This is a genomic window from Faecalibacterium tardum, assembly GCF_040096515.1.
Classification (GTDB): Bacteria; Bacillota; Clostridia; order Oscillospirales; family Ruminococcaceae; genus Faecalibacterium; species Faecalibacterium tardum.
Genome location: NZ_JBBMEO010000042.1, coordinates 1 through 13,675, shown reverse-complemented (window position 1 = coordinate 13,675; position 13,675 = coordinate 1). Strand labels below are relative to the sequence as shown.

Sequence of the window (13,675 nt, the reverse complement as noted above, 5' to 3'; positions counted from 1 at the left end):
GGAGTCCAGAGGTAGGGAGGGGGGAGTCGGAACACCCCTCCCTGCCTCTGGCCCAGCGGAGCGTCCCTGCACGCTTGCGGCAAGCAGAAAGGTACTCCCGCAGTGATGACTGGGGGAGTTCAGCGGACTGAACCCTCTCCGTCTTTGCTTCGCAAATCCACCTCCCCCGAAAGGGGGAGGTTTTGCTCTACTTACCGGAAGGTGCCGAAAAGCTCCCCCCTTCGGGGGAGCTGGCATCGAGCGCAGCGAGATGACTGAGAGGGTTATTCTCCGTCACCCTGCCCTATAAAAGGGCAAAACGACCCTCTGAAAATGTAAACATTGGCTAACTTTTACTTCAAAAAATAGAGTTAGTTATTGATGATTTTGATAAAAATGCAGGGCGATACCGGCATAAATTTTGTTTGTTCATATAAACTAACTATGAGATATGAAAAATCTATTGACAAGCCGGGTTAGCAGCGGTAAACTATCTACGCTGATAGTTACGGCTGACTAACCACCGCAGCATCACATATTTTTCAAGGGAAGGGGAGCACAGCGATGATGCCTTTGACGATGACAAAAGCAGGCGAGACCGTCACCATCCGCAGGATCAGCGGCAAGGACGAGGTGCGGCTGCATCTGGCCGAGCTGGGGTTCGTGGTTGGCAGCGAGGTGACCGTGGTCAACGAGATCGCGGGCAACCTGATCGTGCAGGTCAAGCAGAGCCGGCTGGCACTGGATAAGACCATGGCAAGCCGCATCATGGTGGACTGAGGCAGCGCCTTCCCGGTGCTGCATGAAATACTGCAAGGGAGGAACGAGTACGATGAAAACACTGAAAGACGTAAAGGTGGGCGAGACCGCCACCGTGGCACGGCTGCACGGCGAAGGCCCGGTGAAGCGCCGCATCATGGATATGGGCATCACCAAGGGGGTGCAGATCTATGTGCGCAAGGTGGCGCCGCTGGGCGACCCCATGGAGCTTACCGTGCGCAACTACGAGCTGAGCGTGCGCAAGGCCGACGCTGAGATGATCGAAGTGGTCTGATACGACTAAAAGGGAGGAAAGGTATCCGCAATGAGCATTAAAATTGCACTGGCCGGCAACCCGAACTGCGGCAAAACGACCCTGTTCAACAACCTGACCGGCTCCAACCAGTACGTGGGCAACTGGCCCGGCGTGACCGTGGAAAAAAAGGAAGGCAAACTCAAGGGCGACAAGGACGTGATCATTCAGGATCTGCCCGGCATCTACTCGCTGTCCCCCTACACGCTGGAAGAGGTGGTCTCCCGTACTTACCTTGTAAAGGAAAAGCCCGACGCCATCCTGAACATCATCGACGGCACCAACATCGAGCGCAACCTGTACCTGACCACCCAGCTGATCGAGCTGGGCATCCCGGTGGTCATGGCTGTGAACATGATCGACTTGGTGCGCAAGAACGGCGATAAGATCGACCTGAAGAAGCTGAGCGCAGAGCTGGGCTGTCAGGCAGTGGAGATCAGCGCCCTGAAGGGCGAGGGCACCGAGGCAGCCGCCAAGGCTGCGGTGGCAGCTGCCAAGGCCGGCAAGACCGGCGAGCTGCCCCATGTGTTCACCGGCAGTGTGGAGCACGCCATTGCCCACATCGAAGAGTCCATTCAGGGCAAGGTGGACGACCGTTTCCTGCGCTGGTACGCTGTCAAGCTGTTCGAGCGGGACGACAAGGTGCTGGAAGAGCTGAAGCTGGACAAGGCACTGGTGGACCACATCGACGAGCACATTCAGGACTGCGAAAAAGAGATGGACGATGACGCCGAGAGCATTATCACCAACCAGCGCTACGCCTACATCAACACCGTGGTGGGCAAGGCTGTCAAGAAGAAAGCCCGCGTGGAGCACCTGACCGTTTCCGATAAGATCGACCGGATCGTTACCAACCGTGTGCTGGCACTGCCCATCTTTGCAGTGGTGATGTACCTGATGTACTCCCTGTCCATGGGCACCTCCATTGCGGACGGCGGCTGGGCCATCGGTACCTTTGCCACCGACTGGACCAACGATGTGCTGTTCGGTGAGATCGTTCCCAATGCGCTGGGCGGCTTTTTGGAGAGCATCGGCGTGGCGGGCTGGCTGTACGGCCTGATCATGGACGGCATCGTGGCCGGTGTGGGCGCGGTGCTGGGCTTTGTGCCCCAGATGCTGGTGCTGTTCTTCCTGCTGTCCATTCTGGAGGATGTGGGCTATATGTCCCGCGTGGCCTTTATCATGGACCGTATCTTCCGCAAGTTCGGCCTTTCCGGCAAGAGCTTTATCCCGGTGCTGGTGGGCACCGGCTGCGGCGTGCCGGGCGTTATGGCAAGCCGTACCATCGAGAACGAGCGTGATCGCCGCATGACCATCATGACCACCTGCTTCATCCCCTGCGGCGCAAAGATGCCCATCATCGGCCTGATCGCCGGTGCACTGTTCGGCGGTTCTTCGCTGGTGGCAGTGTCTGCCTACTTCATCGGCATGGCAGCCATCATCTGCTCCGGCATCATGCTGAAAAAGACCAAGCTCTTCGCAGGTGATCCCGCTCCCTTCGTGATGGAGCTGCCCGCCTACCATGTGCCCGCATGGGGCAACGTGCTGCGGGCAACCTGGGAGCGCGGCTGGTCCTTCATCAAGCGCGCAGGCTCTGTGATTTTGCTCGCTACCGTTGTGCTGTGGTTTATGCAGGGCTTCGGCTTCGAGAACGGTGCCTTCGGTATGGTCGAGGATCAGGACAACTCCGTGCTGGCTGCTATCGCTACCAAGGTCGCATGGATCTTTGCACCTCTGGGCTTCGGCAACTGGCGTGCAACCGTCGCTTCCGTCTCCGGCCTGATTGCAAAGGAGAACGTGGTTGGCACCTTCGGTGTTCTGTATCACTTCGGCGGCGAGCTTTCCGAGAACGGCGACGAGATCTGGGCTGCTGTTGCGAAGGACTACACCGCTCTGTCGGCTTACGCCTTCATGATCTTCAACCTGCTGTGCGCTCCCTGCTTCGCTGCTATGGGCGCCATCAAGCGCGAGATGAATAACGGCAAGTGGACGGCCATCGCCATTGGTTACATGTGTGCTCTGGCTTACTGCTCTGCGCTGGTGGTGTATCAGCTGGGCGGCCTTATCACCGGCGAGGTGCACTTCGGCCTGTTCACCGTGGTGGCTGTTGTGGTGCTGGCAGCGTTTATCTACCTGATGGTGCGCCCCAACAAGTACGCAAACAACAACGAAGTAAAGCTGGATACTTCCCGCATCTGATAGAAACGAAAGGGTGTGTACTGTATGACGGAATTTATTGCAACAAACTTTAATCTGCCCACCATCATCGTGGCAGCGCTGGTGTTCGGCGCGCTGGGCTGGGTCGTATGGCACACCCACAAGCACGGCGGCGGCTGCAGCTGCGGCGGCGATTGCAGCCACTGCAAGGGCTGCCACTGAGCATTGAACTAAGCATTGAACCGCAAGGAGCGCGGGCTGAAACTCTCGGCTCGCGCTCTTTTTTAAGTAAAATAAAGTTAGCTTGTGATAACACCGGGCAGGCCCCGGCGCGTAAAAAGGAGAGTGACCGGTATGCAGCTGACCGCAGCGCATCTGCGCTATCTGCTGGCCATCTACGAGGTAAGCCGCACCCATCTGGACATCAGCTCCCGCAGCATTGCGGAAAAGTTGGGGGTGACAAAGCCCTCGGTGGTGCGCATTCTGAACCTGCTCATGGAGCAGGGCATGATCGTAAAGGAGTACTACGGCAAAATTTACCTGACCGACCGCGGCATCTGGGTGGCAAAGCGGGTGCAGCAGGAGCTGGACGCCATTCTGGCGCACTTTCCGCCGGTGAGCGGGGAGCTGACGGACGAGGAGCAGTGGAACGCCGCCCTTGCTATGACGAGCGCCCTGCCCCAGCGCCTTTTTACCGCCGACTATGAGCGGATGGTGGAAGGGGAGAAAACTCCCTCAGTCAAAGCCTGACGGCTTTGCCAGCTCCCGTGGATACCCCCTCAGTCTTTGCTGCGCAAAGCCAGCTCCCCCAAGGGGACGCCTTTTGGTGCTGCCGCAAAGTTTCCCGCCATCGCTGAAGCCTTCACCCGCCGGGGGAAGGTGGCGCGTAGCGCCGGATGAGGGGCAGCACCCATTAGCCTTGCTGCGCCCTCTCAGTCACCTGCGGTGACAGCTCTCCCAAAGGGAGAGCCAAGAGCACTGCCAGAAACTTTCTCATTGCACCTAATACTTTAGTGATGAACTTTACGGCTTGGCTCCCCCCTTGGGGGAGCTGGCGCGGGAGCGCCTGAGAGGGCGAAACTGGCGAAACCGGGCACTTTGCGGTTTAGCCGGTAACTTTCCCGCCATCGCTGAAGCCGTCCCCTTGGGGAAGGTGTCATCGCCGTAGGCGATGACGGAAGGGGTTAGCTCCCCCTGAGAGGAAAGACTTCCCCCGCTCCGGGGGAAGATGTCGCGCAGCGACAAAAGGGGGAATCTGGCAAGCCCGACAGGGCTTGACTGAGAGGGTTCTCCCCGGCAAGGCTGAGTGTTCAAAAGTCCCCTATGACCCATAGAGTTTTGAACAATGTGGACATTCAGCCCCGGAAATACAGCATTCCGTACCCACAATGTTCAACCTGAACGATGTGAATACTTGACGTAGGATAGCTTCTTTTTACACACTGATCAAATATAAAAAGTTGTAATAGAGTTACTCATTGTTCAGGCTGGAAATGCCCGGCAACATTGTTCAGCCGGATAGCTTTAATTGTTGATTCAGGTTTTTGACCTCCGCACATACAGTTGATTCAGTAAGCTCTGGTCTGTACCAGTAATTTTTCTGGTTGGGCTGCATCCCAACGCGCAGCACCTTCAAGCCAAGCGCCACGCGGGCACGCCGCATGGTAGGGATAGAGATATCCCGCTCGGCGCACAGGCGGTACACCTCGCCCGCCTCTACCCAGCCCACAAAGGACAGCTGCTTTTCCAGCGCCTCGATGGCGTTGGCAAGGGCGGCAGAGGGGCGGCCATTGCCGGTGGCGGGGGTGCCCGCCTCCCGGATGATGGCGTCGGCGGTAAGGGTGCAGGGGCCGTCGTAGGCCACCGTGCCCTGCGGACAGATGCGGTAGCGCTGGCTTTCGCCGGGCTGACCAAGGCTGTTTTTGGCGTGGGCCACCACCCGCACCTCCGGGTGCTCCGGGTCCCGCCCGGCAATGAGGATGCTGCGGGCGGCGTTGCGGAAATCGCTGGAGCCAAGCAGACGGTCCAGTGCGCTGCACACCCCGGGGCCGGGCTTGCTCATGTGGCTGATGAGCAGCACCGCCATGTCCAGCTCCTTGGCAAGGGCACCCAGATGGTCCAGCAAGGGGCGCACCTGCTCGGCGCGGTTCATCTGCACCCCCTGCCCCAGATAGCTCTGGATGGGGTCGAACACCAGCAGCGCCGGGCGGTACACCCGGCACAGGGCGGCAAGCTCCTCGTCGCCCATGCTGTAACTGGCACCGTCCTGAAAATACAGCCGGTCAAGGTCTGCCCCCATGGCCTCGGCGCGGGGACGCAGCACCTTGTTGGGGTCGTTCTCGGCGGTAAGGTAGAGCACGGTGGCGGGGGGCTGCGGCGGGGTGTCCGGCGCAAAGGCAGCGCCCCGGGTAAGCCGGGCGCACACATCCAGCGCAAGGCTGGTCTTGCCCGCAGCGGACACGCCGCCCAGAATGCTTACCATGCCCCGGGGCAGGTAGGGCTGCACCAGATAGGCGGCACGCTCCGGCGCAAAGGCGCTGGCGGGACGGATGCGGAACCGCCCGCGCCCGGCCTTCTGTTTGGCTTCGGTTTCGGCGCGCTGCTCCTCGGCAAGGCCGGCCTGCACATACTGCTGGCGGGCGTTTGCCACAAAGCCCTCGATATCCTGCCCCATGCGCGCCCCGCAGTCGGTGAACCAGCTCTCCACCCGGCCGGTGTCCCGCAGCTGACGGCTGTACAGCTGCCCCCGCAGCAGCCGCAGGGCTTCCTCGCGGCGGTCTTTGTCCAGCGTATACACCAGCGTGGCGGTGTAATCGCTGAGCAATTGGGCATCCGGCGCGTGCTCCAGATGCTGGCACAGCTCCGTCCACACCTCGTGCTGGACGGCCTGCGCCTTGTCGTAGGCGGTACGGTACTTGTTTGCGTCCATGTAAAAACCTCCTTCGGACATAAAGTATCTACCCTTATCCTAAGGCGATGGACGCGGAAAAACCAGTGTGTACTTTTTGGGAGCCAGAGCGTATTATCGCGCACGAGATATACGAAACGTAAATACAAGCGCGGCAGCTGTAAACTAAAAACAAACGCAGCAGCGCACAACAACCTCCGCCGCACGGGAAAAATCTGCCAAAAGCTGGCAAAGTATTTCCCCCCGCATAATCCACCGAAAACGTGCGATTTTTTGGGGGGAGACAGCAAAAACCGGGCAGCCCGCGGGCTGCCCGGTTTTTGCGTATCCTTTTATTTCTTAACCGCCCGCAGGATGTGGTTGGCGATGTACTTATGCCCGCTCACGGTGGGGTGGGCATCGGTGGCGGTCATGGCAAAGGGGATGGGCACATAGGTCACGTTCTCGTTCTGGGCGGCAAGGCTCTTGCCAAGGGCGTTCAGCCGCCGGAACAGCTGCGTCCACTCCGGCAGTAGAGGCACGGGGTTGGTGTAGCCTACAAGGATGATTTGTGCGTCCGGGTTCAGCGCCCGCAGCTGGGCCACCACCTGCGGCATGTTGACGGCGGCGTCCTGATACGCCTGCTCGCAGATAGCGTCGGTGCCGCCGCCCAGCAAAAGCTGGGTAGTGGCTTTGCGCTCCTCGCGGGTAAGCCGCAGGCGGGAAAGGTCGCTGTTCAGTCGCTGCAAATTCTCAAAGCTGGGGGTACGCAGCACGCCGCTGACGAGGGTGGCTACCAGCTGCTCGCTTTTCCAGTTGGTGGCGTTGCCCAGCGCCACAAGGGCGGGTACCAGCGCATCGTTGGAGCCGACCTGCACGCTGATGATATCCGCACGCCGGATATAGTCCAGCATCTGGGGGTAGACGTAGTAGGTGCCCGCCAGCTGGTTCATCTGGGGCATTGCGCCGGTGTGCAGCATATCCGCAAGGTCGCCGGTGGTCAGGCCGGGCAGGCCAAGGTTGATGGCGTGCTGGCGGTCCAGCCCAAGGCCCTTGCCCACCAGCGAAACATAGCACTGCTCCGGGTAGCCCTCGAAGTTTGGGGCCACGTCCATGCCGATGGCGGCTTCGGTGTACTTGAAATCCGGCAGACCCACGCCGGAAACGATGCTGTCGCCCAGCGCCACATAGGTGCGCTGAGGATCGGCGGCAGGGGTGTCCGCAGCGGGGGCAGCTTCCTCAGTGGGGGCTTCCGCGTCCGGGGCAGCTGCCCCGGCGGGCTGCTCCTGCGCGGCGGGGGCGGCTTGCTCCGGCGGCAGGGCGTCGGGCTGCTGGGCAAAGGCAGGCACAGCCAGCAGAACCAGCGCAGCGGCGCTGCACAGCCATGCGGTAAAACGGGGATGTTTCATGGATGGTCCCTTCTTTCTCAAGGGAAGGCGGGTTTACCCCAGCTCCTCTTCCAGTTTGCGGTAGTCGGCCTTGCCGGCGGGGGTCATGGGCATTTCGGGGATGATCTTATAGGCCGAGGAGGCGGGCTGCACATACTCCGGCAGCTCCTCGCGGCACAGCTGGCGCAGCTCCCGCAGGATCTGGCGCTTTTTGCCGGTGGCGGCAGGGTCCAGCACCACAAAAACGAAGGGCAGACGTCCCTGGGTGTGGTCGGTATCGGCGCAGCCCACCACGCAGCACTGCTGCACCGCAGGGTGGCGGCTGATGACGTTTTCGATCATGGAGGGGAACACCTTGAAGCCGTCGTGCCGGATGATGATGCGCTTGATGCGGGCATCCAGATACACAAAGCCGTCCTCGTCCATGGAACCGATATCGCCGGTGTGCGCCCACAGCTGGCCGTCGGCGTGGCGGCGCAGCAGGTAGGCGGTCTCCTCGGGTTTGTTGTAGTAGCCCTTCATGGCGGTGGGGGTGCAGATGCAGATCTCACCGCGCTGACCGATGGGCAGCTCGGTCTCGGTGCCCGGCTCGAAAATGGAGACCACCGTGTTGACCATGGGGATGCCCACGCTGCCGGGCTTTGTCACGTTGCCGGCGGCAATGGTAGCCGCCGAGGATACCTCGGTCATGCCGTAGCCCTTTGCCAGCGGGAACTCCACCCCGTGGGCTTTGAGGAACTGGTTCACCGTCTGCTCCGCGCCCAGCGAGAGAGAATCGCCGCCGGCGGCGTAGTTGCGGATGAAGGAGAGGTCTTTGTTTTTCAGCAGCGGGTCGGCAGCCAGCTGCTGGTAGTGGGTGGGCACGCCGAACATGTGCGCGGGCTTGTGCTTCCACACCAGTGCGCCCAGCTTATCCGGGTCCAGATTGGGGATGATGATGACATGCAGCCCCATGACCAGCGGCATGTGGATGCCGCAGCTGTAACCGTAGGCGATGAAGGGCGGCATCACATTCAGCATCTTCTGTCCGCGATGGAACAGACGGCTCTGGGCGGCAAACTCCTGCGCAAGGGCGTTGAAGCAGTAGTCGGTCAGCATAACGCCCTTGGGCGAGCCGGTAGTGCCGCCGGTGTGCACCACCACGCAGGTGTGCTGGGGGTCGTAGGGCACGGCGGCGGGGCTGTGCCCCTTGCCCGCGTCAATAAAGTTTTTCCAGCGCAGCACGTTGGAGGCGTAGCGGTTTTTATCCGGGTTGGTCAGCTTGTAGCCCACGGCCTTGGCCAGCGGCAGGCTGTCGGCGGGGCTGAGCACCACCACCCGCTCCACGCTGGTGCGCTTTGCGGCCTGATGGCAGCGGGGGTACACCACGTTCAGGCAGATGAGCAGGCGGGACTCCACCTCCTCGATGTACTCCCGGATGCCCTCGGTGCTGTACCGGGGGTCCACCAGATTCAGGGTAGCGCCCAGCAGGTCGGCGGCGTAGAAGGCGTAGACCACCTCCGGGGTCATCACGCTGACCACCGTGATGATATCGCCCTTTTTCACCCCCAGCGCCTGCAGGGCGGCGGCGGTCTTTTTGACCTGTACGATCAGGTCGGCATAGCTGAACTTGCGGCCGTAGTATTCCAGCGCGGTGTCGCCCAGATGCCGCTCGTTGTTGCGGCAGATCAGCTCAAAGGCCGAGCACTCCGGCACGGTCTGGTGGATGTACTTTTCCTCATAATACTTCAGCCAAGGCTTTGCCTTGGAGGCATAGACCGGCTGCTTGGTGGTTTCCGTCATAGGATCAAAACCTTTCTTCACTTTTTCTTCTTTTCTCTTTTCAGGTCTGCTGCCCGGCGCAGCGGTTGCGGCAGACAAAAAAGGCAGCTTGCCATGGTGGAAAGCTGCCGGGATGCTGCTGCATCAGAGAAGGCAAAACCTCTCATTCAGTATTGTAGTAGAACCGCAGGGGAAAGTCAATAAACAAACCGTGCAACCGTAAAAAAGGGGAACGGAAACGCCCGCAGGTGTTTCTGTTCCCAAAAATTAAAAGATGCTTTCCGCGCTCCACCGCTCCGCCTCGGCGTCATTGCACAGCACCCAATGCCGCGGGCGCAATTCCCGCCACGCGGGGGGCGCGGCGGTGTAGTCGTGCATGGCGGGGTCGTAGACCAGCAGCTGCTTTTCCCGCTCCCGGCGCGGATCCGGCATGGGAATGGCAGACAGCAGGCTGCGGGTGTAGGGGTGCAGCGGGTGGGTGACCAGCTCCTCGGCGTCCGCCAGCTCCAGGATATTGCCCTTGCGGATGACGGCGATGCGGTCGGAAATATAACGCATCACCGAAAGGTCGTGGGCGATGAACAGGTAGGTGATGCCGCGCTGCTTTTGCAGCTGGCGCAGCAGGTTGAGCACCTGCGCCCGGATGGACATATCCAGCGCGCTGATGGGCTCGTCCGCCACGATGAACTCCGGCTCTACGATGAGCGCCCGGGCAATGCCGATGCGCTGGCGCTGCCCGCCGGAAAATTCATGGGGGAAGCGGGATGCAAACTCCGGCAGCAGACCTACGTCCAACAGCGCCTGCCGCACCTTCTCCTCCCGCTGCGCGGCGGAAAGCTCCGGGCGCACGTTCTGCAAGCCCTCGCCCACGATATAGCTTACCTTGGCGCGCTCGTTCAGGGAGGATTGCGGGTCCTGAAAGATCATCTGGATCTCCCGGGTGAGCTGCCTGTCCAGCGCGCGGGGAATTTTGCCGTTGATGCGCTGACCTTTGTACAAAATCTCGCCGCCGGTGGTGGGCAGAATGCGCAGAATGGCACGGCCAATGGTGGTCTTGCCGCTGCCGCTCTCGCCCACAAGACCGAAGGTCTCGCCCTTGTAGATGGTAAAGCTGGCGTTCTGCACCGCAGAGTACGCTTTGCGTCCGCTGCCGTAGGTCACCTGCAAATTTTTTACTTCCAGTAACGGCTCTGCCATATCACAGCCCCTCCTTTTGCAGCTTTTTCACCGCAGCGGGCGGCTCGATGTGGGGCGCACGGGGGTCCAGCAGCCATGTGCGCGCCTTGTGGGTGGGCGATACCGCAAAGTAGGGCGGTCGCTTGACAAAATCGATCTTGAGCGCCTGCGGGTTGCGGGGTGCAAAGGCGTCGCCGTGGATCTCGGCAAACAGGTTGGGCGGCGTGCCCGGGATGCTGAACAGGTCCTGCCCCTTCACGCCCATCTGGGGCATACTGGACAGCAGCGCCCATGTGTAGGGGTGGCGGGGGTCGTAGTAAATTTCGTCCGCTGTGCCGATCTCCACGATGTCGCCCGCGTACATCACCGCCACCCGGTCGGCAAGGTTTGCCACCACGCCAAGGTCGTGGGTGATCAGCACGATGGTCAGGTGGTATTTTTCCCGCATCTGCCGCAGCAGCTGTAAAATTTGCGCCTGAATGGTCACATCCAGCGCGGTGGTGGGCTCGTCGCAGAGCAGTATTTTGGGGTTGCAGGCCAGCGCAATGGCAATGACCACCCGCTGCCGCATGCCGCCGGAGAACTCGTGGGGATACTGCTTATACCGCAGCGCCGGGTCGGAGATGCCCACGTCCCGCAGGTATTCCAGCGTCTTTTCCCGCGCAGCAGCGCCCTTTAAGCCCTGATGCAGGGTGACGGCCTCGGTGATCTGCTCGCCGATGGTCTTGAGCGGGTTTAAGCTGGTCATGGGGTCCTGCATCACCATGGCGATCTCCCGCCCGCGGACGGTGAGCCACTCTTTTTCAGTCTTGAGCGCCGCAAGGTGCAGCGGGGCGCAGCCGGGGGTGGGGTAGTAGTCGATGCTGCCGCCGGTGATGCTGCCGTTCGCGTCCAAAAGGCCCATAAAGCTTTTGGTGAACACACTTTTGCCGGAGCCGCTCTCGCCCACAAGGGCCAGAACCTCGCCCCGGTAAAGGTCGAGGTCGATGTCCCGGATGGCGTGCAGGGTGCGCCCGCGCAGCCCGAACCGGATCTGCAAGCCGCGCACCGAGAGGATGGGGTCTTGGGTCATGGGGTATCCTCCTTATTGCAGATGGTTCTTGGGGTCGGCGGCGTCCGAGAAGGCGTTGCCGATCAGGTAAAAGGCGATGGTGACAAAGCTTAAAATCAGGGTGGGGTACAGCAGCTGATACCGCAGCCCCGCCTGCATCATCACCTTGCGGCCATCGTTTACCAGATTGCCCAGCGAGGGCGTTTCCACCGAGAGACCAAGGCCGATATAGGTGATGAACACCTCGTTGCCGATGGCTTCCGGGATGGTCAGCGCCATGCGCAGCATGATGACCGAAACCAGATACGGCAGCAGGTTGCGCAGCACGATGCGCAGCGTGGGCGTGCCGATGCAGCGGGAGGCAATGTTGTAGTCCCGGTCGCGGATAATTAAAATCTGGTTGCGGATGAACCGCGCCATCTCGATCCAGCCCTTGATGGACATGCCCAAGATCATTGTCCAGATGCTGGGGGTAGCCACATAGGAGATGAGAATGAGCACGATGGCGGTGGGAATGTTATCGAAGATGTTGTACAGCTCGGTGAACACAAAGTCCAGCCCGCGCACATAGCCCCACAGCACACCGGCGGTAATGCCCACGGCAGCCTCGATGACCGCCACGAAAAAGGCGATGGTCAGGCTGGTGCGCGCGCCCGCCCAGATGCGCGCCCACAGGTCCTGCCCGATGGAGTTGGAGCCCCAGAGAAAGCCCTGCTGCCCCGGGGCGATGTTGCGGTACTGGATGCCGGTGGCGGGGTCTACGGCGCAAAGATTCGGGTCTGCCTGCCCGGGCAGCAGCGGCTGCACAAAGGCGAACACCACCACCGCCGCCAGCGCTGCCAGCAGCGCCACGGCAAGCTTGTTCTTGAAAAAGGCACGGAAGGTGCTGCCCCAGTAGCTGTAACTGGTGCTGGCAGTGGCTTCGGCTTGCTGGCTGCTGAACCCGGCGGGGGTGAAAAGCTCCTCCTCCGGCAGGTCTGCCCACGCGGCGGGGCCGTCCTTTTGCAGGGTGTTCAGCTGCGCTTCCAGCTGACGGGAACACGCGCGTTTGAACATCAGCGGCCACCTTCCTTCCTGCCAAAATTGATGCGGGGGTCAATGAGCACCATTAAAATATCGCCCAGTATCAGCCCCACGATGCCCACGCAGGCGTACAGCAGCACGATGCCCTGCACCATGGTGTTGTCGTGGCGCTGCACACAGGTGACCAGCAGCCCGCCCATGCCGGGGATGCTGTACAGGCTCTCGATGTAGATGGAACCCACCACGGTATTGAGAAACGCCGAGGGAATATACTGCACCAGCGGCACCATGGCGTTGCGGAACACATGATGCAGCGCGATATCCCGCCCGCACACGCCCTTGGCGCGGGCAAGGCGAACGTAGTCCTTGTTGCTTTCGTCCACCATGTAGCGGCGCAGCCACATGGCGTAAAAGGCAAGGTTTGCAAGGCTCATGCTGCACACCGGCAGCACCCAGTACCGCCAGTTTGCGGCGTTGAACAAAAGCCCCACGCCCACCGCCGCCGTGCCGTACATCTGGATGTACAAAAAGTACACCGCAGCGGGCACAGCCTGGATCAGCACGATGAGCGCCGTGCCCAGCTTGTCCGGCCAGCGGCCCTTGTACTGCCCCATCACAAGCCCCAGCGGGATGCCCAGCACAAGGCTGAGCAGCATGGCCAGCACGCCCATCTGCACAGAGATGGGCAGCTTCTGCGCCAGTATTTGGGTGACCGGGGCGTTCACCTTATAGATATGGCTCACCCCAAGGTCGCCGTGCAGGGCGTTTTTCCAAAAGCGCCCCACCTGCACCGGCAGGGGGTCCAAAAGACCCATGGCTTGCAGCCCGGCCTGAATCTGCGCCTCGGACATCTTTTCGTAGTTTGCAAAGTAGCCTTCCACCGGCATGAGCCGCAGCAGGCAGAACACCAGTGTCACGATGATAAACAGCGTCAGCACCGAGCGCCCGATGCGCTTTGCAAGATATTGCACCATGGTGTGCACCTCTCTTTTTACTTGAAATACCGATAGATATAGCATACCGCAAATTGCCCTTTTTGGGAAGTGCTTTGTGGGCTTTTGCGGGAAAATGGGGAGAGGGACGATTTTGAATGGCCTCCGCTATGCTCTGGCCATGTTCAGCGGAAAGAATATTTATAATTTCGCGTTTGTCGCGCTCTGCGGAGCGCTCCAAACGCTATT

The 13,675-nt window shown here is 60.7% G+C and carries 13 protein-coding genes; 6 read left to right on the top strand and 7 right to left on the bottom strand.

The window, feature by feature from the left end:
* The first annotated feature begins 543 nt into the window (after nt 1-543).
* From WMO44_RS13575 to WMO44_RS13555, 5 genes are all read left to right on the top strand, one after another.
* Nucleotides 544-759 (top strand): FeoA family protein, encoded by a 216-nt coding sequence (locus WMO44_RS13575; protein ID WP_005927389.1) that lies wholly within the window; start codon nt 544-546, stop codon nt 757-759.
* Between the two features lie 52 nt (nt 760-811).
* Nucleotides 812-1,033 (top strand): FeoA family protein, encoded by a 222-nt coding sequence (locus WMO44_RS13570; protein WP_005927392.1) that lies wholly within the window; start codon nt 812-814, stop codon nt 1,031-1,033.
* 30 nt (nt 1,034-1,063) lie between these two features.
* The gene (gene feoB, locus WMO44_RS13565; RefSeq protein WP_055187115.1) at nt 1,064-3,250 is read left to right on the top strand and encodes a ferrous iron transport protein B; all 2,187 of its coding nucleotides are present in this window, start codon (nt 1,064-1,066) and stop codon (nt 3,248-3,250) included.
* Between the two features lie 24 nt (nt 3,251-3,274).
* Nucleotides 3,275-3,430 (top strand): FeoB-associated Cys-rich membrane protein, encoded by a 156-nt coding sequence (locus WMO44_RS13560; RefSeq protein WP_117554208.1) that lies wholly within the window; start codon nt 3,275-3,277, stop codon nt 3,428-3,430.
* A 132-nt stretch (nt 3,431-3,562) separates the two neighbouring features.
* The gene (locus WMO44_RS13555) at nt 3,563-3,958 is read left to right on the top strand and encodes a metal-dependent transcriptional regulator (protein ID WP_349152904.1); all 396 of its coding nucleotides are present in this window, start codon (nt 3,563-3,565) and stop codon (nt 3,956-3,958) included.
* Nucleotides 3,959-4,718: 760 nt separating this feature from the next.
* On the opposite strand, the gene WMO44_RS13550 is transcribed toward WMO44_RS13555, so the two are convergent.
* The 3 genes from WMO44_RS13550 to WMO44_RS13540 form a co-directional block, all read right to left on the bottom strand.
* Nucleotides 4,719-6,137 carry an AAA family ATPase gene (locus WMO44_RS13550; RefSeq protein ID WP_349152903.1) on the bottom strand — a complete coding sequence of 473 codons (1,419 nt, stop codon included), beginning with the start codon at nt 6,135-6,137 and terminating at the stop codon, nt 4,719-4,721.
* Nucleotides 6,138-6,448: 311 nt separating this feature from the next.
* Nucleotides 6,449-7,504, bottom strand: a complete 1,056-nt coding sequence (locus tag WMO44_RS13545) for an SGNH/GDSL hydrolase family protein (protein WP_349152902.1) — start codon at nt 7,502-7,504, stop codon at nt 6,449-6,451.
* 33 nt (nt 7,505-7,537) lie between these two features.
* Entirely contained in the window at nt 7,538-9,265 is a 1,728-nt protein-coding gene (locus tag WMO44_RS13540; RefSeq protein ID WP_349152901.1) for a class I adenylate-forming enzyme family protein, read from the bottom strand.
* Between WMO44_RS13540 and WMO44_RS13535 the strand changes: the two genes are divergently transcribed.
* On the top strand, nt 9,249-9,467 hold the full coding sequence (locus WMO44_RS13535; protein ID WP_349152900.1) for a hypothetical protein: 219 nt from the start codon (nt 9,249-9,251) through the stop codon (nt 9,465-9,467). The genes WMO44_RS13540 and WMO44_RS13535 overlap by 17 nt on opposite strands.
* A 44-nt stretch (nt 9,468-9,511) precedes the next feature.
* On the opposite strand, the gene WMO44_RS13530 is transcribed toward WMO44_RS13535, so the two are convergent.
* From WMO44_RS13530 to WMO44_RS13515, 4 genes are read right to left on the bottom strand one after another with little or no spacing between them, the layout of a single operon-like run.
* Nucleotides 9,512-10,441, bottom strand: coding sequence for an ATP-binding cassette domain-containing protein (locus tag WMO44_RS13530; protein ID WP_349152899.1), 930 nt, complete (start codon nt 10,439-10,441; stop codon nt 9,512-9,514).
* A 1-nt stretch (nt 10,442) separates the two neighbouring features.
* Complete coding sequence (locus WMO44_RS13525) at nt 10,443-11,492, bottom strand: ABC transporter ATP-binding protein (protein ID WP_349152898.1); 1,050 nt, start codon at nt 11,490-11,492, stop codon at nt 10,443-10,445.
* Nucleotides 11,493-11,504: 12 nt separating this feature from the next.
* A complete protein-coding gene (locus WMO44_RS13520; RefSeq protein WP_155515414.1) occupies nt 11,505-12,527 on the bottom strand; it encodes an ABC transporter permease in 1,023 nt (340 codons plus the stop codon).
* On the bottom strand, nt 12,527-13,468 hold the full coding sequence (locus WMO44_RS13515) for an ABC transporter permease (protein ID WP_349152897.1): 942 nt from the start codon (nt 13,466-13,468) through the stop codon (nt 12,527-12,529). Before WMO44_RS13515 ends, WMO44_RS13520 begins: the two co-directional genes overlap by 1 nt.
* Between the last annotated feature and the right edge of the window lie 207 nt (nt 13,469-13,675).

Coding starts and splice junctions, on each gene's coding strand:
- WMO44_RS13575 (WP_005927389.1), top strand. CDS start 544: ATGATGCCTTTGACGATGACAAAAGCAGGCGAGACCGTCACCATCCGC.
- WMO44_RS13570 (WP_005927392.1), top strand. CDS start 812: ATGAAAACACTGAAAGACGTAAAGGTGGGCGAGACCGCCACCGTGGCA.
- feoB (WP_055187115.1), top strand. CDS start 1,064: ATGAGCATTAAAATTGCACTGGCCGGCAACCCGAACTGCGGCAAAACG.
- WMO44_RS13560 (WP_117554208.1), top strand. CDS start 3,275: ATGACGGAATTTATTGCAACAAACTTTAATCTGCCCACCATCATCGTG.
- WMO44_RS13555 (WP_349152904.1), top strand. CDS start 3,563: ATGCAGCTGACCGCAGCGCATCTGCGCTATCTGCTGGCCATCTACGAG.
- WMO44_RS13550 (WP_349152903.1), bottom strand. CDS start 6,137: ATGGACGCAAACAAGTACCGTACCGCCTACGACAAGGCGCAGGCCGTC.
- WMO44_RS13545 (WP_349152902.1), bottom strand. CDS start 7,504: ATGAAACATCCCCGTTTTACCGCATGGCTGTGCAGCGCCGCTGCGCTG.
- WMO44_RS13540 (WP_349152901.1), bottom strand. CDS start 9,265: ATGACGGAAACCACCAAGCAGCCGGTCTATGCCTCCAAGGCAAAGCCT.
- WMO44_RS13530 (WP_349152899.1), bottom strand. CDS start 10,441: ATGGCAGAGCCGTTACTGGAAGTAAAAAATTTGCAGGTGACCTACGGC.
- WMO44_RS13525 (WP_349152898.1), bottom strand. CDS start 11,492: ATGACCCAAGACCCCATCCTCTCGGTGCGCGGCTTGCAGATCCGGTTC.
- WMO44_RS13520 (WP_155515414.1), bottom strand. CDS start 12,527: ATGTTCAAACGCGCGTGTTCCCGTCAGCTGGAAGCGCAGCTGAACACC.
- WMO44_RS13515 (WP_349152897.1), bottom strand. CDS start 13,468: ATGGTGCAATATCTTGCAAAGCGCATCGGGCGCTCGGTGCTGACGCTG.